This window comes from Thalassospira sp. ER-Se-21-Dark (assembly GCF_017922435.1).
Lineage (GTDB): Bacteria > Pseudomonadota > Alphaproteobacteria > Rhodospirillales > Thalassospiraceae > Thalassospira.
Window position 1 is genome coordinate 129,465 of the sequence record NZ_VDEZ01000002.1, and the last position, 20,476, is coordinate 149,940.

General features: G+C 54.4%; 23 protein-coding genes. 8 read left to right on the forward strand and 15 right to left on the reverse strand.

All coding sequences use genetic code 11. The annotated features are described in order from the left end of the window. The first annotated feature begins 83 nt into the window (after nucleotides 1–83). On the forward strand, nucleotides 84–263 hold the full coding sequence (locus tag FHI25_RS08250; RefSeq protein WP_210516713.1) for a hypothetical protein: 180 nt from the start codon (nucleotides 84–86) through the stop codon (nucleotides 261–263). Between the two features lie 61 nt (nucleotides 264–324). On the opposite strand, the gene FHI25_RS08255 is transcribed toward FHI25_RS08250, so the two are convergent. After that, nucleotides 325–1,032, reverse strand: a complete 708-nt coding sequence (locus FHI25_RS08255; RefSeq protein ID WP_246879010.1) for an SOS response-associated peptidase — start codon at nucleotides 1,030–1,032, stop codon at nucleotides 325–327. A gap of 190 nt (nucleotides 1,033–1,222) precedes the next feature. Between FHI25_RS08255 and FHI25_RS08260 the strand changes: the two genes are divergently transcribed. Beyond that, on the forward strand, nucleotides 1,223–1,966 hold the full coding sequence (locus tag FHI25_RS08260) for an SDR family oxidoreductase (RefSeq protein ID WP_008891311.1): 744 nt from the start codon (nucleotides 1,223–1,225) through the stop codon (nucleotides 1,964–1,966). 26 nt (nucleotides 1,967–1,992) lie between these two features. Here the strand turns inward: FHI25_RS08260 and FHI25_RS08265 are convergent, their stop codons facing one another. The 6 genes from FHI25_RS08265 to FHI25_RS08290 form a co-directional block, all read right to left on the reverse strand. Beyond that, the gene (locus FHI25_RS08265; RefSeq protein WP_210516715.1) at nucleotides 1,993–2,499 is read right to left on the reverse strand and encodes an N-acetyltransferase; all 507 of its coding nucleotides are present in this window, start codon (nucleotides 2,497–2,499) and stop codon (nucleotides 1,993–1,995) included. A gap of 72 nt (nucleotides 2,500–2,571) precedes the next feature. Then, on the reverse strand, nucleotides 2,572–3,111 hold the full coding sequence (locus FHI25_RS08270; protein ID WP_008891313.1) for a hypothetical protein: 540 nt from the start codon (nucleotides 3,109–3,111) through the stop codon (nucleotides 2,572–2,574). Nucleotides 3,112–3,344: 233 nt separating this feature from the next. Then, nucleotides 3,345–4,562 (reverse strand): 5-aminolevulinate synthase, encoded by a 1,218-nt coding sequence (gene hemA, locus FHI25_RS08275; protein ID WP_210516717.1) that lies wholly within the window; start codon nucleotides 4,560–4,562, stop codon nucleotides 3,345–3,347. A 608-nt stretch (nucleotides 4,563–5,170) separates the two neighbouring features. Continuing rightward, entirely contained in the window at nucleotides 5,171–6,013 is an 843-nt protein-coding gene (locus FHI25_RS08280) for a universal stress protein (RefSeq protein WP_210516719.1), read from the reverse strand. 157 nt (nucleotides 6,014–6,170) lie between these two features. Further along, nucleotides 6,171–6,779, reverse strand: coding sequence for a hypothetical protein (locus FHI25_RS08285; RefSeq protein ID WP_210516721.1), 609 nt, complete (start codon nucleotides 6,777–6,779; stop codon nucleotides 6,171–6,173). Between the two features lie 192 nt (nucleotides 6,780–6,971). Further along, nucleotides 6,972–7,847, reverse strand: a complete 876-nt coding sequence (locus tag FHI25_RS08290) for a LysR family transcriptional regulator (RefSeq protein ID WP_210516723.1) — start codon at nucleotides 7,845–7,847, stop codon at nucleotides 6,972–6,974. A gap of 119 nt (nucleotides 7,848–7,966) precedes the next feature. Between FHI25_RS08290 and FHI25_RS08295 the strand changes: the two genes are divergently transcribed. Together FHI25_RS08295 and FHI25_RS08300 are read left to right on the forward strand one after the other, a co-directional pair. Continuing rightward, nucleotides 7,967–8,338, forward strand: coding sequence for a VOC family protein (locus FHI25_RS08295; protein ID WP_210516725.1), 372 nt, complete (start codon nucleotides 7,967–7,969; stop codon nucleotides 8,336–8,338). A 39-nt stretch (nucleotides 8,339–8,377) separates the two neighbouring features. Then, on the forward strand, nucleotides 8,378–9,091 hold the full coding sequence (locus tag FHI25_RS08300) for a glutathione S-transferase family protein (RefSeq protein WP_210516727.1): 714 nt from the start codon (nucleotides 8,378–8,380) through the stop codon (nucleotides 9,089–9,091). Nucleotides 9,092–9,154: 63 nt separating this feature from the next. Here FHI25_RS08300 and FHI25_RS08305 read toward each other — a convergent pair whose 3' ends face one another. Next, nucleotides 9,155–9,787 carry a TetR/AcrR family transcriptional regulator gene (locus FHI25_RS08305; RefSeq protein WP_210516729.1) on the reverse strand — a complete coding sequence of 211 codons (633 nt, stop codon included), beginning with the start codon at nucleotides 9,785–9,787 and terminating at the stop codon, nucleotides 9,155–9,157. 93 nt (nucleotides 9,788–9,880) lie between these two features. Here FHI25_RS08305 and FHI25_RS08310 point away from each other — a divergent pair, with 93 nt between their 5' ends. After that, nucleotides 9,881–10,501 (forward strand): NAD(P)H-dependent oxidoreductase, encoded by a 621-nt coding sequence (locus tag FHI25_RS08310; protein WP_210516731.1) that lies wholly within the window; start codon nucleotides 9,881–9,883, stop codon nucleotides 10,499–10,501. 86 nt (nucleotides 10,502–10,587) lie between these two features. On the opposite strand, the gene FHI25_RS08315 is transcribed toward FHI25_RS08310, so the two are convergent. Beyond that, nucleotides 10,588–11,277: an orotate phosphoribosyltransferase gene (locus FHI25_RS08315; protein ID WP_210516733.1), complete on the reverse strand. Its 690-nt coding sequence runs from the start codon at nucleotides 11,275–11,277 to the stop codon at nucleotides 10,588–10,590. 262 nt (nucleotides 11,278–11,539) lie between these two features. Between FHI25_RS08315 and FHI25_RS08320 the strand changes: the two genes are divergently transcribed. The 3 genes from FHI25_RS08320 to FHI25_RS08330 all read left to right on the forward strand — a co-directional run bounded on the left by FHI25_RS08320 (nucleotide 11,540) and on the right by FHI25_RS08330 (nucleotide 14,567). Next, entirely contained in the window at nucleotides 11,540–11,812 is a 273-nt protein-coding gene (locus FHI25_RS08320; RefSeq protein WP_210516735.1) for a helix-turn-helix transcriptional regulator, read from the forward strand. A 128-nt stretch (nucleotides 11,813–11,940) separates the two neighbouring features. Continuing rightward, nucleotides 11,941–13,665 carry a SulP family inorganic anion transporter gene (locus FHI25_RS08325; RefSeq protein ID WP_210516737.1) on the forward strand — a complete coding sequence of 575 codons (1,725 nt, stop codon included), beginning with the start codon at nucleotides 11,941–11,943 and terminating at the stop codon, nucleotides 13,663–13,665. 116 nt (nucleotides 13,666–13,781) lie between these two features. Continuing rightward, nucleotides 13,782–14,567: an enoyl-CoA hydratase-related protein gene (locus tag FHI25_RS08330; protein WP_210516739.1), complete on the forward strand. Its 786-nt coding sequence runs from the start codon at nucleotides 13,782–13,784 to the stop codon at nucleotides 14,565–14,567. A gap of 27 nt (nucleotides 14,568–14,594) precedes the next feature. Here FHI25_RS08330 and FHI25_RS08335 read toward each other — a convergent pair whose 3' ends face one another. The 6 genes from FHI25_RS08335 to FHI25_RS08360 all read right to left on the reverse strand — a co-directional run bounded on the left by FHI25_RS08335 (nucleotide 14,595) and on the right by FHI25_RS08360 (nucleotide 20,288). Beyond that, the gene (locus FHI25_RS08335; RefSeq protein ID WP_210516741.1) at nucleotides 14,595–15,104 is read right to left on the reverse strand and encodes a DinB family protein; all 510 of its coding nucleotides are present in this window, start codon (nucleotides 15,102–15,104) and stop codon (nucleotides 14,595–14,597) included. A 52-nt stretch (nucleotides 15,105–15,156) separates the two neighbouring features. After that, complete coding sequence (locus FHI25_RS08340) at nucleotides 15,157–16,374, reverse strand: Bcr/CflA family multidrug efflux MFS transporter (RefSeq protein WP_210516743.1); 1,218 nt, start codon at nucleotides 16,372–16,374, stop codon at nucleotides 15,157–15,159. Between the two features lie 198 nt (nucleotides 16,375–16,572). After that, nucleotides 16,573–17,085 carry a DinB family protein gene (locus FHI25_RS08345; RefSeq protein WP_210516745.1) on the reverse strand — a complete coding sequence of 171 codons (513 nt, stop codon included), beginning with the start codon at nucleotides 17,083–17,085 and terminating at the stop codon, nucleotides 16,573–16,575. 165 nt (nucleotides 17,086–17,250) lie between these two features. Beyond that, nucleotides 17,251–18,660 carry a TRAP transporter large permease subunit gene (locus FHI25_RS08350; protein ID WP_008891327.1) on the reverse strand — a complete coding sequence of 470 codons (1,410 nt, stop codon included), beginning with the start codon at nucleotides 18,658–18,660 and terminating at the stop codon, nucleotides 17,251–17,253. A gap of 22 nt (nucleotides 18,661–18,682) precedes the next feature. Further along, a complete protein-coding gene (locus tag FHI25_RS08355) occupies nucleotides 18,683–19,252 on the reverse strand; it encodes a TRAP transporter small permease (RefSeq protein ID WP_008891328.1) in 570 nt (189 codons plus the stop codon). A gap of 43 nt (nucleotides 19,253–19,295) precedes the next feature. Beyond that, nucleotides 19,296–20,288, reverse strand: coding sequence for a TRAP transporter substrate-binding protein (locus FHI25_RS08360; RefSeq protein ID WP_064790094.1), 993 nt, complete (start codon nucleotides 20,286–20,288; stop codon nucleotides 19,296–19,298). Nucleotides 20,289–20,476: the final 188 nt, after the last annotated feature.

Genomic DNA, 20,476 nt, shown 5'->3' on the forward strand with positions numbered 1-20,476 from the left:
GACGAAACCCCATCAGGGGCAGTCCTGCCCCTAAACGAGGTGTTTCGCATTGTGGGAAATCAACGTCTGACAGGGGAAAACCCATGTTGTCATTGCGCGATATCATCGATTTCGCTTCGATGTCAGAAGACCTGGCACAGGAACTTAACAATCCGAATGTTGGTGTGCCTGATCTTGCTGCGTTGTTGTCTGGTCAAGCTGGCTGTGCGTTGCAGTCATGCAATGCGGCACCATGTGCCGCCAACGACGTTGACAGCGACTAATCATCTTATTCGGAATTACGGACTGATTGTGCCAGACAGGCTGCGTGCCTGCCCAAGCAGCCTATTTTGAAAACAGATCAATCTGGTTTGTTTTCTCATCCGCACCCGTATTCTGATCTGTTTTGGGGCGATCCGACCTTTCTTCCTGCCATGAAAGAACATGATCAGGAAGCGGACCCAGCATGTATGCCAGATCATCGAGCGTCATGTGCGGATCAAGCCAGACCGCCAGATGGTTCGGGCCGATCACAGCCGGCATTCGGTTGTGAATATGGGCGATTGAGCCCGATGGGGCGCAGGTGATGATGGTGGCCTCACGGCCGTTTTCCAGACCAGCAAACAGAAACGGTTGATGATCGGGTAGCGTGATCCGGTTCTTGTGCTTTGCCGTGCCGTCCTTGCGCCATTCATACCAACCGCTTGCCGGGATCAGGCAGCGGCGGTTTAAAAGTGGCCGGAAGGTTGGCTTTTCGCTCAGGGTTTCGGCGCGCGCATTGATCATCGGGCTGTTCATGCCCGGAATACTCAGCCCCCAATATCGAATGGCGGCCTTTTGATGCGGCAGAATGACGGCAATCGGATCGGTCGGCCGACGCGTACCGGTCAGGCTGTCGAAGGCGGCGTCTTCGTCCTCGTCATCGGGTCCGTTGCGATTGAACCCGTCAGGTAATGGCATGCGAATGATATCTTCCATTTCCAGGCCAAGCTGAACCTGAAAGGCGCGGATATCGCTGTTAAGATCAAAGCGGCTGCACATGGTCTTGCCCATCTATACAATCGCAAAAACATAGCCTGTTTCGCATCCCTTGCCAAATGCCTGTAGCGCAGCCTATATCGCGACGGTGACTGCAGAAAAATCTTACAGTACAAGGCTTTTCCTTCGATGGCGGGGCCTGTGGTGCTATAAGAAAGTCAGCAAAATTCTGTTTGCGTGCATATCTTGTGAAGTGAGTACACCAATGAGCAGCAATGCCCCGAAAACAGTCGTTCTGACAGGTGCCAGTCGTGGCATCGGCCATGTTACGGTTGGATATTTTGCCAAGCGCGGCTGGCGGGTGATTTGCTGTTCACGCGAAGCCCCGCCGCCGAGCTGCCCGCGCGATCCGGCACTGGGCATCCATATCCGTGCCGATCTTTCCAAACCGGCAGAGGTCGAAGCCTTTATTGCCGAGGCGAACGAAGTTCTGGGCGATGATCCGTTGCATGCCCTGATCAACAATGCCGGTGTGTCGCCCAAGACCCCCTATAAGGAACGGCTTGGTTGCCTGAATGGTGATATTGCTGCCTGGCGCGATGTGTTTGAGCTGAACTTCTTTACGCCGCTTACACTTTCGCGCGGGTTTGCATCGGCACTGCACCGGGGCAAGGGGGCGATTTGCAACATTACCTCGATCGCGGGGCATTATGTCCATCCGTTTGCCGGATCGGCCTATTCGACATCCAAGGCAGCGCTTTCGGGGCTAACACGTGAAATGGCCGTTGAATTTGCCGAGCTTGGGGTGCGGGTCAATGCGGTGGCCCCGGGCGAAATCAAGACCGATATGATTTCCCCGGAATATGAGGCGCTTGTGCCACGCATTCCGATGAACCGCATGGGCACGCCCGAAGACGTGGCGGCCGCGGTGCATTATCTGGTCGGGGATGATAGTACCTATGTCACCGGCACAGAGATTTTTGTCACCGGTGGGCAGCATCTGTACTGACGTGCCGATCTGGACTGGACGACTTCTTAGCTGTCAGGTTTGACGTAAAAGGCCGGATCGTATTCAACGAAGCCAGCCGGGATTTCATCAACCAATGGGCGAGCCATGAAATATTCATCGGGCACGCCTTCAAGCTTCAGATCAGGCAGGGGCGCAAAGCCAAACCGGCCATAATAATCCGGCTCGCCCAGCACGACGCAGCCGTGGGCATCATCGGCGCGCAAATGGCGGATACCGCTTTGGATCAGCTCGGAGCCAATACCCAAGCCCTGGCGATCCGGCGTGACCGCAACCGGCCCCAGGCCAAACCAACCGCAGGCTTTGCCATCAATTTTCACCGGTGAAAACGCGATGCAGCCAACAATTTCATCGTCCTGTTCCGCGATCAGGGAAAGGGTGAGTTGACCACTTTTTCGGAGCGCATCGACGATCAAATGTTCGGTCTGCTGACTGTGGGGTGCAGTTGCGAAGGCACCATCCAGCAACGCGTGAATCGCCGCGATATCTTTTTCGGTTTCTTCACGTATCAACATTTTCCGTCCCTGCCTGTGACGTTGGACCTGCTTCCTGCGGGCCATCCATCACGACTATAACGGGAAAACGGTTTACGCTGAAAGGCTTTTAAGCCAGTCGCGTTTTTGCTCCAGGCGTTTGACTTCCATTTCAAGCCAACTGGTGAAGTTTTCGGCCTCGTTTGCGTGTTCATCTCGCAGGGCCAACACACGTTCGAGATCAAGTTCGCAGACGTCTTGCAGGATTTCGATCTGTTCGGTGCGGATGTCATGATCAAGCAGGTGCAAGAACCGCATCTTGAGCGCCATGATCAGGCGCGAAAGCTCGCCCGATGTATCGCGCACATTTCCCTGCATCAGTTCAATGAACTTCTTGTGCCCGGCATCGGTCAGGCTCAATTGCGCATCAGACAACCCGCCGCTTGAGGTATCTTCCTTGACCAGCCCTTCAAGCTTGAGCAGTTGAAGCGAACTTCCCATCATATCCAGGGACGGCCCCATGATGTGCGACATGAAATGGCGCACCTCGTTGGCCAGATCGCCATAGCTGATCGGCTTTTCGGAAAGGGCGAGGGTGCCAAGTGCGCACAGGCGGAGACATTCTTTGGGGAGCAAGGTTTTATCCGAATACATGGGCGGTCCCTGTTTGATGACAGGTCCGACATTAACGCGAACGGTTCTTAATTGCAAAGTATTATCTTTGCCGACGCGAAACCGGCAAGACAGCCTCAATATAAGACGCCGCCCGATGAAAGCAAATGGCGGAACATCATTGATTCCGGCAGCGGGCCGTTAGATAGGGCGGATTAGCAAAAAGGCCGGGGCATTTGCCACCGGCCTTTTTGAGTTTCTGATTGCCAAGTGCGTCAGGCAACCTTGGAAATGCCCAGTTTGCTCCAGACCGACAGGAGCGAGTCGATCAGATGATCGATCAATTCGTCATTATGCAGCGGGCCCGGCGTAAAGCGCAGGCGTTCGGTGCCGCGCGGGACGGTCGGATAGTTGATCGGCTGGACATAGATATCATGTTCGAACAACAGACGGTCGCTGGCTTCCTTGCACATGGCCGGATCGCCCACCATCAGGGGAACGATATGACTTGGCGCGTCCATGACCGGAAGGTCGACTGCGCGCATGCGTGCACGCAGGGTATCGGCGCGTTCCTTCTGGGCAAGGCGTTCGACATTGCTTTCTTTCAGGTGACGCACGGCTGCCAGTGCACCCGCCGCAATGCTTGGCGGATGGGAACTGGTGAAGATGAAGCCATTGCCGAAGCTGCGCACGAAATCGACGATTTCAGGCTTGGCCGCGATATAGCCACCAATCACGCCAAAGGCCTTGGCAAGCGTGCCCTGGATGATGTCAACGCGGTGCATGACGCCATCACGTTCGGCAACACCGCCGCCGCGCGGGCCATACATGCCAACCGCATGGACTTCGTCCAGATAGGAAAGCGCGTTGTATTTTTCGCAAAGATCAAGGATCTGACTGATCGGCGCGATGTCGCCATCCATCGAATAGACAGACTCGAACGCGACGATCTTGGCACGTTGCGGCCCGAGATCCTTGAGGATTTCTTCAAGATGGGCGACGTCGTTATGTTTCCAGATGCGGCGCTCTGCCTTGGAGTGGCGCATGCCTTCGATCATGGAGTTATGGTTTTCGGAGTCGGAAATGATTACGCAATCCGGGAGCTTCGACCCCAGCGTTGACAGCGTCGTCCAGTTCGCGACATAGCCCGAGGTCATCAGAAGGGCGGCTTCCTTGCCATGCAGGTCGGCGAGCTCCCGCTCAAGCGCGACATGCAGGTGGTTGGACCCGGAAATATTGCGCGTGCCACCCGCACCGCCACCCTGACCGGTGATGGCGTTTTGCATGGCTTCAAGCACCTTGGGGTGTTGGCCCATGCCAAGATAATCGTTCGAGCACCACACGGTGATTTCACGCGGGGCTTCGCCGTTATCGGGGTGATAAAGCGCCTTGGGGAATTTTCCGACAATACGTTCGAGATTGGCGAATACACGATAGCGGCCCTCAGCCTTGAGGCCGGACAGCGCATCTTTGAAGAAGGTGTTGTAATTCATACTTGTTTCTTTCGCCTGTCTCTTTGCAGTGTCACGGACTTTGTATCTGGTCGTGGCATCACAAAGCTCTGGTCTCGTCCAGATCAGCGACCTGATTCTGGACATATCCTCCGGTTCGACCGGGTCTTTATGGTTCCCTTATCAACCATGAAGGCAGATACGGCATTGACCCTTGTCAAAAATTAAAGCGATTCCAGTCTTGTTTGGAACCATCAGATCAGAGAAGGCGATCCATCTCTCTTGTGTCGATCTCTTTTCGGAGCAAGCTCCGTTTTGTCTTAAGACCCAATTTGGCCTCGTTGGCGTCATTTGGCAAGGATTCGAACAGCTTTTGCGCCACAATTAAATCGTTTTCATCCATCGGAAAAATCAATCATGACAGAAATCACATATGATTTTCAATATGTATTAATGTTGATGATCAGATAAATTTGCGGGTAATTTTTGGATTTTGTGACGGAGATAGAAGCTGATTGCTTGATTTTTCTGTGGCTAGACAAGGGATTAGTCCGTGTGCGATTGCCTGTTTGCAAGTTCGCAATCGACATAGCCAATAAAAAACCGGCCGAAAGTTCCGGCCGGTTTTTGGGAATGCGAAATGTTGTTGCCTAGTGCGACATCAGGACCGGAACGGTCATGTGACGCAGAAGGTGCTGGGTGACGCCACCAAGCATCAGTTCACGCAGGCGCGGACGGCCATACGCACCGCACACCATCAGATCGATGCTTTCATCGGCTGCGCGCGACAAAATAAGGTCGCCAACGCTGATGCCAGATGCGTTCATGCTTTCTTTCTTGGCATTCACGCCATGGCATTTCAGGCGTTCGCCAATATCGACACCCGGAACCGGCATGGTATCGCGGGCACCCTTGTTCGGGTCGGCACAAAGAACCAGAACGGATTTTGCGGCCTCAAGGAACGGCATGCTGTCATTCATCGCACGCACGGCTTCGCGATAAGGCTTCCAGGCGACCATGACGCGATCACCGATGGTCTCAAACTTGCCGACATAGGGGACAAGCAGAACCGGTGCACCTGCGGTCAGGATGACTTTGTCCGGCATTTCCGAGACAGAGCACGGATCGGAACTTTCCGGGTCGTGCTGGCCCAGAACCGTCAGATCATGATGGCGGGCATACATCGCGGTGGTATCGGCAATTTCGGACGCCGGGCAGGAGGTTTCCTGCCAGCTGAAAGCAACACCGGCTGCATTGCAGGTTTCTTCGAACTGGGTGCGTGCGGCCTTTGCGGTTTCAGCCATCGCAGATCGCTGCTGATTGATGATTTCCTCGGTGATCTGGACTTCCATGAAGCGCGGAATTTCAGGATAGGGCAGCAGAAAAAGACCGGTAAGGTGCGCGTCCTGCGCCTTGGCAACTTTCAACGCAACAGAAAGGCGTTCCTTGCAGGCAGCTGAGGTGTCGATATGAACAAGAATATCCCGATACATGATCCGATCTCCATTCGGTAGGTGGCATGGGGCTGACCCGAAATCTGTCAAATTGCCCTTGGCCTTAATGTCTGTGGCTAACCTATCGTCGTCTCGGGATGGTTTCTTTGCTCTATCTCAAATTAAATTATTCCAAGTTGTAATTTCGGGCCAAGTATTACCCGTCAGCGCCCGGTTCAGTCATCGGGATGGTTTTTTCCATGGTCGGGATGTCGCCGCCAGCCGGAACGCCTGTTGTTGCGGGGGGCGTGACGGGGGCAGGTGACATCGGTGCGCTGTCGTTCATCGCGGGCATGGCGGGCATCGCCGGATCATCGGTCGGAACACTGGTTGGCATCTGCATCGTGTCACCTGACATCATCGAAAGCGTCTTGTGCAATTGCTGTGACAGGGTGCTCCAATTGGTTTGAAGCGTTGTGCAGGCCGCGGCATCGCCGGACTGAACGCAGCGCTGCGCCATCCGATCAAGAATGCCGAGCGCAATACGGGCTTCGTCGATCTCCTTTTGGCGCATTTCATCCATCGCCTTGCGATTGGGATCGTCCATCATGACGAGATTGTCATTTTCCCCCGCAGACGTAGATCCCGACATGGTGGCCGGGGATGATACCGGGCGGGTATTCTGGGCTGGTGCACCCCACGGGGTAACAATGGTGTCGGAACTGTTGGACATCGTGACCGGTTCTTCGACCGGGGCCATGCACCCCGACAGGGCAAGGCCCAGTCCGATTGCGGGCAGGCATTTGACAATCTTGCGCATCGACATGCGTTGTTCCTCCGACCGGTGGCGAGCGCGCCTTGGTCACGTCAGTTTGTTGTCCCGAACTCTGCCACAGTCACTGCTATGACTTTGCTTTTGCTTGCGAACATATTGAACGTCGTTACGGAGTCTGTCCAGTCCGGGCAAGTGCGTGGCCAAGGAATGCAATCAGACGGTAATATCGAGCGTTCTTTACATTCAAAGTTCTTTGCCCGGTGAAAGCCGCGGTTCGTCCTTCAATGATTTGGCGATCCATCGCATGGTTTCGCGGATGCGCGAAATGTTGCGCAGATCAGGATGGGTTAAAACCCAAAGTTTGTTTGCCGGTATTTCCGGTAACGGCGCAAGCAACCGCAACCCCGGAAGGGCAAGATCGGATGGCAAACAGGCCAGGCCGCATCCGGCGCCCACCAGATGTGCCATTGCGATCAGATCATCGGTTTGCTGTTTATGCGGCGTGCGGCGGTTCGCATCGAGCCATTTATAAGGTGCGTAACTTGCCAGTGTTCCGGATGCACCGATGAAGGGCTCCGCCAACAGGTCATCAAGCTTTGCCGGCTGATATCGGTCTGCGGCACCATAGATGCCCCATTCCAGTGCGCGGATTTCCTTGCCAACAAGATGTTCGGGCGGGTTGGGCGCAACCCGCACGGCAATATCGGCATATCGCTGCGTCATATTGAATTCGAGGTTGCTGGCAAGCAGGTCGATCTGAATATCAGGCCATTGATCCTGAAAGCTGGCGAGATGGTCTGGCAAAAAGAAATAGGAAAAACTGGTCGGGGCGGTAATGCGCACCAACCCGGCCGGTGTGGCATCCGCCCCCGAAATGGTAGTTTTGATGACATCAAAGCTGTTCATGATTTGACGGGCGGGCACAAGCATTTCTGTCCCGGCATCGGTCAGGCTGTATTGGCCGCGAATGCGATCAAAAAGCCGGGTGCCAGCCTGTTCTTCAAGCGCATGAATATGGCGAAACACCGTGGTGTTGCTAACCCGGATTTTCTGCGCGGCCAATTCAAGTGACCCTGTTTCTGCGATGGCGAGAAACGACTTGATATAGTTCCAGTCCAATTGGTGCTCCGTTTCAAATTTGCAATCAGATACTACAAAATTGCCTATGTATTGCAAAATTGAAATTCCTTACGGTGATCGGCATACGGAATTCACCGTCATATGTCAGGAAAGAAAACATGATCGGATACACATCACTCGGCACCAACGATCTATCCCGTTCGGGCGCGTTTTATGACGCATTGCTTGCCGGATTTGGTGCGCAGCGCGTCTTTGAACAGCCGGACTTTATCGTCTGGAGTGCTGGAGAAAACAGCCCGGCATTTTCGGTGCATGTTCCGTTTGACGGGAATGCGGCAACGGTTGGAAATGGCACGATGATCGCACTTTCAGCCGTGTCACGTGACCAGGTCGATGCGCTTTATAAAAAGGCGATCTCGCTTGGTGCATCGTCGGAAGGTGAGCCGGGACAGCGCCATGAGAACGGGTTTTACGCGGCCTACTTCCGCGATCCCGATGGTAACAAACTCAACATCCATCATATGGGCTAAGGCGATGATTGGTTGTGATGCGGCGCGGGAGTGGAGCTGATGTCATCATATCATTTGATCGGTCACCGGCTTTGCCCCTATGTCCAGCGTGTGGCGATGGTTCTGGCGCAAAATGGGATAGCCCATAAACGCACCGACATTGCCCTTGATGCCAAGCCGGACTGGTTTCTGGCGCTAAGCCCGACCGGCAATGTTCCCGTTCTGGTGGTTGATGATGAGCGGACCTTGTTTGAGGCCGCCGCCATCTGTCAGTACCTTGAGGCAATAACGGGTAAAAAACCGTGTGGGGCGGATGCCTATGACCATGCGTTGGCGCAGGCGGTGGTTGCGATTGGCGATAAGTTATTATCGCTTACCGCAGATCTGATTTATCGCGATCTGTCTGAAAGCAGTGTGGATGCGACGATCCATCAGATTAACAAACAGATGTCGATTGTGTCGGATCTGATGTCGCCACAGGCCGTGGACGCGGACACAGACCTTTCGATGCTTGATATCGTTTTTGCGACGGTTTTTCGGCCGTTTGCCCTGATCGCGGTCGGGCTGAACCGGGATCTGTTTGCCGGTTTTCCCGGATTACGAGGCTGGGCAAGCGATTTGGCCAAGCACGAGACGGTCCGAAACGCAGTGCCGGCCACCTATTATCGGGAACTGCACGAATTCATCACGTGCAAGGACGGGTATCTGGCAAACCGTTTACGCATGATACCGCGAGACAGCATGATGGTTGCGACCAGCAAGTCGGTGATGTGATTTCGCTGGCGATAAACTCGTCAAAGAGGAATTCGTCGCGCAGGTGATGGCATCCACCGTTAACTAAGACTTTGCTTCACTACGTTCGTCGCGCATAACCATGTTAATAACCGTTTCAAACAATTCCTGCTTGGCTTGGCTCACAGAAATCTCTTTGGTGGCAGCAGCGTAAGAAAGTGACTCTGCTGCACCAAGGTAACCCCAAAGCCGAACTTTGGGAATTGTTCCGCTCGGGCTGAAGGGGCTCAGTATGTTGCGGCATTTTTCGATATAGAGAACATTGTAATCGCGCTTAAACTCTTCGAGTTCCGGGGAACCGGCAAGTGCAGCAATCACACCAGACATTTCGCGCCCCTGTAAAACGATACAATCGACATAGGCCGACGCAATAACCCATGCCCTGTCGTGGAGGGTTGCGGCACTCGCCTTGAGCGCCTCATCGAGCAGGGCGTTTTGGCGCTCATCGTAGTCTTTGTAAAGCGCGATCAACAATCCTGAGCGAGTGCCGAAGTGATCGTAGACGACAGGCTTGGTCACACCAGCTTGTACTGCCAGATTGCCAAGGCTTAGTGCTTCCGTACCGTCGGCATGAATCATTTGCCAAGCTATTTCAATAAGTTGTCGGCCGCGTTCTTCTCGAGATAAGCGTTTGCGTGGTTTGCTGTGACGTGAATTCGCGATGTCGCTGCTTGACATGTTTATATACCAAAGGTAACTTACGGAAAGTAACTTACTAAAAGTATATACAGACTGCCAGCTTATGGCAATCTGTTGACAAGGAGATCAATCATGCATGCGCTTATTGTTGTTGGACACCCCAATGCCGGTTCGCTCACACACGCGATTGCGAATGAAATCGGCAATGGTATTGCGGATAGCGGTTCCGAAAACAGTTTCGAGTTGGCCGATCTGTTTGCCCAGGGATTTGATCCGCGTTTCAGTCAGGATGATATTGACGCCTTCGAGATGAAGGCACCTTTTCCAGACGATGTGCTTGCAGAGCAGAAACGAATTGAAGCCGCTGATACACTCGTTCTGGTTTTTCCTATTTACTGGTGGTCAATGCCCGCGATCATGAAAGGCTGGATCGACCGGGTGTTCTCAAATGGCTGGGCTTACAAGGATATCGACGGTGAGAAGGTGATCAAAAAACTGAACCATCTAAAGGTTCACCTTGTCGCGATTGGTGGTGCAGGAATTGGCACCTTTGCTCGGCATGGCTATTTCGGGGCGATGAAGCTGCAAATTCATCAGGGCATTTTTGATTATTGCGGTGTGGAGGTTGCAACGTCGGAGTTGCTGTTGCTGGCCGATGGGAATGACCCGGAGGAGCATGTAAAGAAAGCACGCGAGATCGGGGCTGCGATCCCGGCAAAGACGACAAAGCGCGAATTGGATATGGTGGGATAATTACCGGCAGATCGGTCAAGTAAAGCAAAACGCCCGCAGGGGAAATCTGCGGGCGTTTTTGTGTTTCCGACGTTTAGCATTTCGGCTTAGTCGTGCTTGCCGCCATTGGCCTTTGACCAGCCGATCGGGTCGTTCAGGAAGGAGCGCACACCTTCGACGGCATCCTTGCTGAAATATTCGCCTTCTTCGGCAACGGCGAGGACATCGGCCCAGGTTGCAAGGTAATGCATTTCGATGTCGTCCTTGCGCAGTTCGTCAAGCGCGCCTTCGAAGATGTCATAGAAGAAGACGACAAAGGCATGTTTGCACTCGGCACCGGCTTCGCGGATGGCGTTGACGAAGTTGACCTTTGATGCGCCGTCCGTGGCAAGGTCTTCGACCAGAAGAACGCGCTGTCCTTCGTGGATGTCGCCTTCGATACGGGCCTTGCGGCCAAAGCCCTTGGGCTTTTTGCGGACATACTGCATCGGCAGGTCAAGCGCATCGGCGAGCCATGCGGAATAGGGAATACCAGCTGTTTCACCACCAGCAACCGCGTCAAAGGCCTCGTAGCCAGCCGCATCGGATACCTGACGGGCGGCGAGTTCAATAACCTTGCGGCGTGCGCGCGGGAAGGAAATCAGTTTGCGGCAATCGATGTAAACCGGGCTGGCCCAGCCGGATGTCAGGATATAGGCCTCTTCCGGGCGGAAATTCACAGCCCCGATATCCAGCAAAATCTTGGCGACAGTTTTGGCAGCATAGGTGCAATGCGCGGTCGGTTTTTCAGTGGTCATGGCGGCTATACCTTCTCCGGATCGACTATTTGCCGACCTCTTAGCGCTTTTGGCCGAAAAGCGCAAAGAAAAGCCGCTGACCAGTTGGTCAGGTTTCTTTGAGGTTTCTGTTGCCCGAGCAAGGGGATGCAAGTGGGGGGCTGCCGTCATTGAGATGATACATAATGCGCCAGTAATGATATCTGAGATATCATAATTGAAGTTATAAGGTGAATTTGTTACATCTGGAGTTTGATGATCTGCCTGTTGGAAGGGTGACTTGATGATTACAGCCGGACAGATGCGGGCCGCGCGGGCCCTTTTGGGGATTGACCAGAAAATGCTGGCAGAAATGTCAGGCGTCTCGGTTCCGACCATTCAGCGCATGGAAGCCAGTCAGGGCAATGTACGAGGAGTCGTAGATACCCTTTCAAAGGTGGTTGAGGCGCTTGACCGTGCAGGTATCGAGCTTATTGGCGACCAGGTTCCGAGTATGGGGGCGGGTCGGGGTGTTCGGCTGAAGGAAGCGGAAACCCGACATTCGGGTAACGATTAGCGTGCAGTCAAAAATGCCAGTTCGTGTAGTCGCCAAACTTGGTGACTGCTGATCGGTAAGAGCCAGTGTCATCCCGGCCCCGCCGGGAAACTGATGTGTGCAATCACCCAATGAGGGTGCCAAGCAAAATGAAGCCAGAAAATCCAGAGAAAAGCCGGTATCCAAAACCGGATTTTGTCGAACTGTTTACACCGAAACTGATCACCGTTTTGCGTGAAGGGTACGGTCTTGCCCAACTGCGTGCAGATGCAATTGCCGGGCTGACGGTTGCCATCGTTGCCTTGCCGTTGTCGATGGCGATTGCAATTGCATCCGGGGCGACACCCGCACAAGGCCTTTATACCGCGATTATTGGCGGGATACTGGTCTCGCTTCTGGGCGGGAGCCGGTTTCAGATCGGGGGGCCGGCGGGCGCCTTTATTGTACTCGTCGCCGCCACCGTTCAGGCGCACGGCATGGATGGCCTGTTGCTGGCAACGATCATGGCGGGTGGGCTTCTGGTTTTAATCGGCCTGTTCAGGCTGGGCACCTATATCAAGTTTATTCCCTATCCTGTGACGGTTGGATTTACCGCCGGAATTGCCTTCATCATCTTTGCCAGCCAGATCAAGGATCTGCTTGGACTTGATCTTGGTGGTCCGGAGCCGGGACCGTTTCTTGAAAAGCTGCCGGTTATCTGGGCCGCCTTGCCGAGTATGGATCTTGCGACCGTGATGCTGTCCGGGTCGACTATTCTGGTGATTGTCGGGCTTAAACATCTTCGCCCGCATTGGCCAGGCATGCTGATTGCCGTGGTCGGTGCCGCGTTGATAACGGCTGTTTTTGATCTTCCGGTTGCAACGATCGGCAGTATTTACGGCGGCATTCCAAGCAGTTTTCCAATGCCGTCCTTGCCCGATATCGATTTTGCCAAGGCGCAGGCCGTCCTGCCAAACGCCATTGCCTTCGCACTTTTGGGGGCGATTGAGTCGCTGCTGTCTGCTGTGGTGGCCGATGGCATGACCGGACGTCGGCACAGATCAAACTGCGAACTGGTAGCACAGGGCGTTGCAAACGTTGCATCGGGCCTGTTCGGGGGCATTTGCGTCACCGGCACAATCGCGCGCACAGCAACCAATGTGCGGTCCAAGGCACACGGTCCGATCGCCGGAATTTTGCACGGCGTATTTCTGTTGCTGTTCATTCTGATTGCGGCCCCCTTGGCGGGGTTCATTCCCCTGGCATGCCTTGCCGGTCTGTTGGCAACCGTTGCCTGGAACATGATCGAAAAGCACGCCATCGTTACTTTGCTGCGATCATCGCGTGGTGATGCGGCGGTTTTGCTGACAACGTTGCTTCTGACCGTGTTTCGCGATCTGCTTGAGGCGATTGTTGTCGGGTTTGCGTTGGGATCGGTTCTGTTTATCCGGCGTATGTCACGCATGGCCGATATCGAAAGTGCCACACCTTTTGTTGCCGAAGACCGGGCGGATAATCAGGTCGTCTTGATGGCATCGGATCCTGTATCGGCCGGTGATCCCGACATCGTTGTTTACCGAATTTCCGGCGTCTTTTTCTTTGGGGCGACGGCGGCCTTCGGATCGGTGCTGGATCGTATCGGTGATACGCGCCGTGCGCTGGTTGTTGATTTTTCAGCCGTGCCTTTTCTTGATTCGACGGCTGCCAATACGCTGGCAAGCCTCGTTCACAAAGTGCGCAGCCGGGGCGGGCTGATTGTCTTTAGTGGCACGAAACATGATATCCGGCGCGATTTGTTTGTGCACGGGATGAAGCCGCCGACAATCCATTACGAGGCGGATGTTGAGCAGGCTGTCAAATGGCTGGGCGAGAAGCTTGGCACATTGCGGGACTAACCGAAGTCGGGCGCAGCCAACTGGTCTTTTGTTGGCAAAACCGCATTTTGGGTTTATTCGGTATCGTTATGCCGATTTAAGCTGTGCCCAAACAGCAAGCCCCAAAAGGAAATGCCATGACTGATCAGACCGGACTGAATGTCACCATTAATGATCGCGTTGCCTCCATCACGATCTGTCAGCCGGAACGCAAGAACGCCCTGACCAAACCGATGTGGGGCGCGTTGGCGACGATTGTCCACGAATTGTCGGATGATCTTGATCTGCGTTGTGTGATTATTCGCGGTGGCGAAGGGGCTGGTTTTGGCGCAGGGGCAGACATTCATGAGTTCGTGCGTGAACGGTCCGGGTTCGAAAAGGCTCGCGATTACGGCATGCTGCATGCCGAGGCGCTTCAGACCATTCAGAACTGCACCCATCCGGTAATTGCCGCGATTGATGGCCCGTGTATGGGGGCGTCATTCGTGCTGGCGGCAGCGTGCGACATGCGCATTGCCGCCGATAACGCAAAATTCGCCGTGCCGCCGATGAAGCTTGGTGCAACACTTGGCTATCCCGAGCTTGAAATCATGCTTGATCTGCTGGGCGAGGCGGCTTTGTTTGAAATCCTGCTTGAAGGGCAGGTGTTTGACGTCGTCCGGGCGCGCGAGATCGGCTTTATCGCCCGCCATGTTGCACTTGAAGTGTTTGACGAGGAAGTTGCCAAGACCGGCAAACGCATTGCCGGTGGCGCGCCGCTGACGCAGCGAGCGCACAAAAGCATGCTGAACCGCCTGCGTCAGGGCGGCTCAATTGATATGCATGAATTTGATGAAGGCTACCGCGCCTTTGAAAGTGCCGATTTCAAGGAAGGCTACACCGCGTTTCTCGAAAAACGCAAACCGGTCTTCACCGGGAAATAGGCATAGAGTGCTTTGACCGTCGGTCTGTTAAAGTCCCAAATCCGGTGTCAACGGCACGTCGGTGATGCCGTAATCCATGCCCATCTTGTGCAATTCGCTGGTGATTTGGGAACGGTGATGGGTTTGGTGATTGAAAAATTGCACCAAAAATAGCGGGCGGGGCAGGTTGCGCGTGATGCCGTCGACACCGGTGAATTCCCGATATCCATCCTGCCAGTCACGATCGTCCGCGGCGACAAACGCCTCGATCTCGGCATCAAGGTTGCGGCGGATTTGGCGCAACTCATCAAAATCATCGGCGACCTGCGTGTGGGCATCATAGACCGGGGCGTTTCCGGTTTTCATGATGCTGAGAATACGACGGTCGATATGCACCAGATGATTAAGGGTGGCATTGATCGACTTAAAGAACATGCTGCGATCACGACGGCGTTCTTCGTCGCCAATCTGATCGCAAAGATCATAAAGCACACTGTTCTGCCACGTGTTGTATTTGGCCATTACGCAGCCATAATCGTCAAATGTCATTCGGGCCATTGAGGATATCCTGAAATGAGTGGTGGCGGGGGCGGTGTGATCAGCAACTTGATCAGGTGGGGGATTCTGTCTGTTTGGCGTCGGCCATAAAATGGACCATCAGATTGGCAAAAATCGCAAAGCCCAGCATCGATACGGTCAGTGGCAACAATGTGTTGTCATGAAAATGACCGATGACGATGCCTGCAACCGCGCCGGTGGCGAACTGGATCGTCCCCAAAAGGGCCGTCGCCGTACCGCCGATATACGGGAAGTATTGCATGAAGGACGCCGTGGCATTCGGGGCCGTCAGACCGATCAGTCCGACCGAGAACATGATGAACGGCACCACCGTCCACAAGCTTGGCTCAAAGACATTTGTCGCAATGAACAAGCCGATGGTCGCGACAAGTTGAATGCCGGTACCGATTTTTAGAATCTGATGGCATTCGAGGCGTTTGAGCAACGGATTGTTGAGCCGGTTACAGATGATAATCACCGCAACATTGGCCCCGAACAGATAGGGGAAGTATGCCTGCGGCACGCCAAAGAAATCGATATACATAAACGGGCTGTCGGTGACGAAACTGAACATCACCGCACTGGCCCCGGCATGGGTCAGCATAAAGCCAACCGCCTTGCGCGTGCGCAGGACTTCCAGATAGGTCCACCAAACCCGGCGTACCGGGCCGGGATGGCGTCGGCGCATCAAGCTTGTTTCGGGCAGTTTCAGGTAAACGATGGCAAGCATCAGGCTGCCATAGACAATCAGCAGCACGAAGATCGATTGCCATGTTGACCAGGCCAGCAGTAACGAGCCGATGGTTGGTGCGACAAGCGGTGCAATCATCATGATCACCGCAATCAGCGCAAACATGCGCGCGGCTTCCTTGCCTTCAAACAGATCGCGCACCGACGCACCGACAATCACAATCGAAAATCCGCCGCCAATCGCCTGGAAAAAGCGCATGACATTCAGCGAAAAGGCGCTGTCGACGGTGGTGATAATCGCGCTGGTGACGATATAGATTACCAACCCGACCAAGGCGATGGGCCGTCGACCAATCCGGTCAGACAAAGGTCCGCCGATCAGTTGTCCCAAGGCAAATCCGATCAAGAAGGTACTGACGGAAACTTCAACAGCATGGGTGGCCTCGCCAAAGTCGCGCGCCATTGCCGGGATCGCCGGCAGATAGGTATCAATGGCAAATGGTGCCGTCGCAACCAGTGCGGCAAGCAAGATGGCAAGCTTTTTCGGGTCAAGCGATGCGCTGGGCAGGGGCGTGGACATGCGCAATCAATTCCGTTCAGTGTTTGGCGGCGGGTCAGATTCCCCGGGCAGAGGGAACGCGTTGCGCGGAGTATGCAAGCACGCGCAGGTAAGCAAAGTGACCAAGGCGCAGCAATGTGGGGCGTCGGGTGTGATAATCCCGAGCCCTGTATTATCCATAATATTCAGGCTTCTGCCAGCGGTTGCTTGGATTGCTTCCTAGCTTATTGGCAGATCGGGCGTGTAGGGCACGTCCGTGTTGCCGTAATCAAGGCCCATCTTGTGCAGTTCGCTTGTGATCTGGGAACGATGATGGGTTTGATGATTGAACAGTTGCACCAGAAACAGCTGTCGGGGGAGTTTGCGGGTGACGCCATCGGGGAAGGGCAGTTCGCGGATTTCATCCTGCCAACTGTGATCGGTGCCTTCGACGAATTCGGTTATGTCGGCATCGACTTCGGCCCGCATGGCCTTGAGCGTTTCGAAATCGTCGGCAACGATGGTGGTCGGCTCGAACGGACCGGCTTCACCGGTGCGCAGGACGGTCAGAATGCGCAGATCAACATACAGGATGTGGTTTAGGGTATTGTGGATACAGCTAAAGAACATATTGCGATCCAACCGCCGTTCGACATCGCCAATCTGATCGCAGAGGTCAAACAGCACGCCGTTCTGCCAGCTGTTATAGGTCGCCATGCAGCGGCCATAGTCGTTGAAATTCATCTTGGACATTTTGAAACCGCTCCTTCCAGAGGCGCAAACAGGCCTAGTTTTTCTTGGTTGTCATGGGTTTAACCAATACTACCGCATGTCGCGGGCCGTGGCACTGAAATACATCAAGGGCGGCATCCGATTGAATGCCGCCCTTGCTTTTTGTGTGTTTGCGATCAAACCCGGTTAGTGGGTCATGATCCGTTCCGGGCCCATCAGGGTGGTCGGAAGCCAGGTCGATATCACCGGGACATAGGTGATCAGGATCAGGAAGCCCAGCAGGATCAGAAGCCACGGGAAGGCAGCCTTCACGACCTTGAGCAACGGCATGCCGGTAATCCCGGATGTCACAAACAGGTTCAATCCGACCGGCGGCGTGATCATGCCGATTTCCATATTGACCACCATGATGATGCCCAGATGGATCGGATCAATGCCCAACTGCATGGCAATCGGGAACAGGATCGGCGCCATGATCAGAAGGATCGCCGATGGTTCCATGAAGTTGCCGGCAATCAGCAAAACGATGTTGACAACAATCAGGAAGCCCCATGCCGGCAGGCCCCATCCAATGATGGTTTCGGCAATGGTGTGCGGGATACGTTCAGAGGTCAGAACATGGGCAAACAGCATCGCGTTGGCGATGATGAACATCAGCATGATAGTGACTTTACCGGCATCAAGCAGGACGTGACGGACTTCCTTGTCAAACGGGATCAGGACCAGTGCCTTGCCCATTTTCGGAAGGTTGTGCGCCATCAGGCTGCCAATGCCGGTATTGCCGTTTTCAGGCACCCACGAAAGTTCCTTGATCGGGCCCATATCACGGTAAAACAGCACGGCAACAAACATGGCATAGAACGCGGCAACTGCCGCGGCCTCGGTCGGGGTGAAGACCCCGCCATAAATGCCACCCATGATCAGCAGAACCAGCAACAGGCCACCCGATGCCGAAAACAGCGCACCGCCCCATTCACCAAGGGTCGGGCGGGGCTGGCTTGGCAGTTTCTTGATGCGTGCAACGATATAGATCGCAATCATCAACATCAGGCCGACCATGATCCCCGGAATAACGCCAGCAAGGAACATACGACCAACCGAAACCTCGGTCGCGGCGGCGTAAACAACCATCACGATGGATGGCGGGATCAGAATGCCAAGCGTACCGGCATTGCAGATCACACCAGCCGCAAAGCTTTGCGGGTAACCTGCGCGCACCATACCGGCAATTACGATGGAGCCGATGGCAACGACGGTTGCCGGGCTTGAGCCCGAAACAGCCGCAAACAGCATGCAGGCCAGAACCGATGCCATGGCAAGACCACCGGGGAACCAGCCCACGGTATCAATGGCAAAGCGAATCAGACGGCGGGCAACCCCGCCGGTCGACAGGAAGGCCGATGCCAGAATGAAGTAGGGAATGGCAAGAAGGGTGTAGTGCTCCATCCCGCCAAAAAGCTTTTCTGCCAGGGTGGCAAGGCTGTCGTCGCCAAAAAGAAGGATGGTCGAAAGCGACGCAACACCCAGCGAAATGGCAATCGGTGCGCCAAGCGCCATCAAGCCAAACAGCAGGATAAACAGGAATGCGATAGTCATTTGAATGTTCCCCCTGTCCGGCTTACGACTTTGGCGTCGAAGCGGTGGCGGACTTGTCGTCCTCCACGGTGCTTGCGCCAAGCTGATCAATCGCTTCGCGCGCTTCGTCAGCCAGATTGAAGCCAACCTGTTGGCCGGTAATGATGCGCCAGCCAACCTGTGCCAGACGGAATGCCAGCAAAGCGGCACCCACCGGCATGATCAGATAGACGATCCACAGCATGATCGGGCTGTCTTCGGCTTCCATTTCAAGCATGTGGTTGAAGCTGACCAGCTCCCAGCCGCCAATAATCAGCCAGCTTGAATACAGAATGCCTGCTGCGACGACGATCAGACCGATGACGCGCTGGGCATTCTTGGGGAACAGGCGAACGAGGGCGTCCACCCCGATGTGCGACCCAACCTTGACCCCATAGGACATGCCAAACAGGATCAGCCAGGCAAAAAGAAATTCCGTGGTTTCCAAGGCCCAGGTCAGGCCGGAATTGAACACGTAACGCATGACGACGTTTACAAAGGTAAGCGACGTCATAGCGGCGAGCAGGAGGGCAATAATGCCCTCCTCCAGCCGGTTAACGACCGTTGAGATCATCTTGAACGGCCCTTTTCCGATGATGTTGGGAAAAAAGTACGGATCAGTTGCACGCAGCAGCGGCGTCGATGATGTCCTGGCCGATATCGCCAGAGAACTCATCCCAAACCGGTTTCATTGCAGTCTGCCATTTGGCGAATTCTTCGCCGGAAAGCTGCAGGATTTCGGTTTCGCCGGAGTCAATAACTGCCTGACGCTGTTCTGCGGTTAGTTCCGCCGACAGGCCGTTTGCGTAATCGCTGGCTTCTTTCATCGCCTGCGCGAGGCCGTCGCGGATTTCCGGATCCAGACCTTCCCACCACTTGGTCGAGGTAACGACCATGTAGTCAAGCAGACCGTGGTTGGATTCGGTGATGTAATCCTGAACTTCGAAGAACTTTTTGGAATAGATGTTCGACCAGGTGTTTTCCTGACCGTCAACAACGCCGGTCTGAAGGGCCGAATAGGTTTCCGAGAAGGCCATTTTCTGCGGAACCGCATCAACAGCTTCGAACTGGGCGGCGATCACGTCAGACGACTGAATACGGAATTTCTGACCAGCAGCATCTTCCGGTGCGCGCAGCGGCTTGTTGGCCGAAAGCTGTTTCAGGCCGTTGTGCCAGTAACCAACACCGGTCAGGCCTTTGGACGACATTGCGTTCAGCAATTCCTGACCTTTTTCGCCATTCTGGAAGCAGGAAACCGCATCCATGTCCTTGAACAAGAACGGAAGATCATAGACCTGAAGTTTCTTGGTCCATTTGCCGAATTTTGCAAGCGACGGTGCACCGAACTGAACGTCACCACGCAGGATAGCGGCAAGAACCTTGTCGTCATCAAACAGCTGCGAGTTCGGATAGATTTCGATCTGGACCTTGTCGCCAAGAATTTCTTCGGCGCGTTTTTTGAAGAAGTCGGCACCCTGGCCTTTCGGGGTGTTCGGTGCAACAACGTGCGCGAACTTGATCACTTCCTGCGCCGAGGCGGCAAAGTTGGACCCCAGAAGTGCTGCGGCAGCAACGCCAGCAGCAAGAATGCTTTTGCTGATAGGACGCATCAAAACGTCTCCCTTGATGAATTAAATCTGTTTTCCCGTTAGCGCGCCATTTTTGGCGTCGTTCTAAAACGCCGTTTGGCGCTGTGCCGTAATCAGCAAGCACCGGGCCAGTTCGAAATCAGTTGGATTTATATAATTATATCAATGAAATAAGGTGGATTTCATGTTGCTGCGGCGCAACAAATTTT

Excerpts from the sequence above, each read along its gene's own strand:
- FHI25_RS08310 (WP_210516731.1), top strand. The coding sequence starts at position 9,881 with ATGCATGCGCTTATTGTTGTTGGACACCCCAATGCCGGTTCGCTCACA.
- FHI25_RS08265 (WP_210516715.1), bottom strand. The coding sequence starts at position 2,499 with ATGTTGATACGTGAAGAAACCGAAAAAGATATCGCGGCGATTCACGCG.
- FHI25_RS08325 (WP_210516737.1), top strand. The coding sequence starts at position 11,941 with ATGAAGCCAGAAAATCCAGAGAAAAGCCGGTATCCAAAACCGGATTTT.
- FHI25_RS08340 (WP_210516743.1), bottom strand. The coding sequence starts at position 16,374 with ATGTCCACGCCCCTGCCCAGCGCATCGCTTGACCCGAAAAAGCTTGCC.
- FHI25_RS08255 (WP_246879010.1), bottom strand. The coding sequence starts at position 1,032 with ATGGGCAAGACCATGTGCAGCCGCTTTGATCTTAACAGCGATATCCGC.
- FHI25_RS08350 (WP_008891327.1), bottom strand. The coding sequence starts at position 18,660 with ATGACTATCGCATTCCTGTTTATCCTGCTGTTTGGCTTGATGGCGCTT.
- FHI25_RS08320 (WP_210516735.1), top strand. The coding sequence starts at position 11,540 with ATGATTACAGCCGGACAGATGCGGGCCGCGCGGGCCCTTTTGGGGATT.
- FHI25_RS08330 (WP_210516739.1), top strand. The coding sequence starts at position 13,782 with ATGACTGATCAGACCGGACTGAATGTCACCATTAATGATCGCGTTGCC.
- FHI25_RS08345 (WP_210516745.1), bottom strand. The coding sequence starts at position 17,085 with ATGTCCAAGATGAATTTCAACGACTATGGCCGCTGCATGGCGACCTAT.
- FHI25_RS08285 (WP_210516721.1), bottom strand. The coding sequence starts at position 6,779 with ATGTCGATGCGCAAGATTGTCAAATGCCTGCCCGCAATCGGACTGGGC.
- FHI25_RS08280 (WP_210516719.1), bottom strand. The coding sequence starts at position 6,013 with ATGTATCGGGATATTCTTGTTCATATCGACACCTCAGCTGCCTGCAAG.
- FHI25_RS08355 (WP_008891328.1), bottom strand. The coding sequence starts at position 19,252 with ATGATCTCAACGGTCGTTAACCGGCTGGAGGAGGGCATTATTGCCCTC.
- FHI25_RS08295 (WP_210516725.1), top strand. The coding sequence starts at position 7,967 with ATGATCGGATACACATCACTCGGCACCAACGATCTATCCCGTTCGGGC.
- FHI25_RS08360 (WP_064790094.1), bottom strand. The coding sequence starts at position 20,288 with ATGCGTCCTATCAGCAAAAGCATTCTTGCTGCTGGCGTTGCTGCCGCA.
- FHI25_RS08250 (WP_210516713.1), top strand. The coding sequence starts at position 84 with ATGTTGTCATTGCGCGATATCATCGATTTCGCTTCGATGTCAGAAGAC.
- FHI25_RS08315 (WP_210516733.1), bottom strand. The coding sequence starts at position 11,277 with ATGACCACTGAAAAACCGACCGCGCATTGCACCTATGCTGCCAAAACT.
- FHI25_RS08335 (WP_210516741.1), bottom strand. The coding sequence starts at position 15,104 with ATGGCCCGAATGACATTTGACGATTATGGCTGCGTAATGGCCAAATAC.
- FHI25_RS08270 (WP_008891313.1), bottom strand. The coding sequence starts at position 3,111 with ATGTATTCGGATAAAACCTTGCTCCCCAAAGAATGTCTCCGCCTGTGC.
- FHI25_RS08300 (WP_210516727.1), top strand. The coding sequence starts at position 8,378 with ATGTCATCATATCATTTGATCGGTCACCGGCTTTGCCCCTATGTCCAG.
- hemA (WP_210516717.1), bottom strand. The coding sequence starts at position 4,562 with ATGAATTACAACACCTTCTTCAAAGATGCGCTGTCCGGCCTCAAGGCT.
- FHI25_RS08305 (WP_210516729.1), bottom strand. The coding sequence starts at position 9,787 with ATGTCAAGCAGCGACATCGCGAATTCACGTCACAGCAAACCACGCAAA.
- FHI25_RS08260 (WP_008891311.1), top strand. The coding sequence starts at position 1,223 with ATGAGCAGCAATGCCCCGAAAACAGTCGTTCTGACAGGTGCCAGTCGT.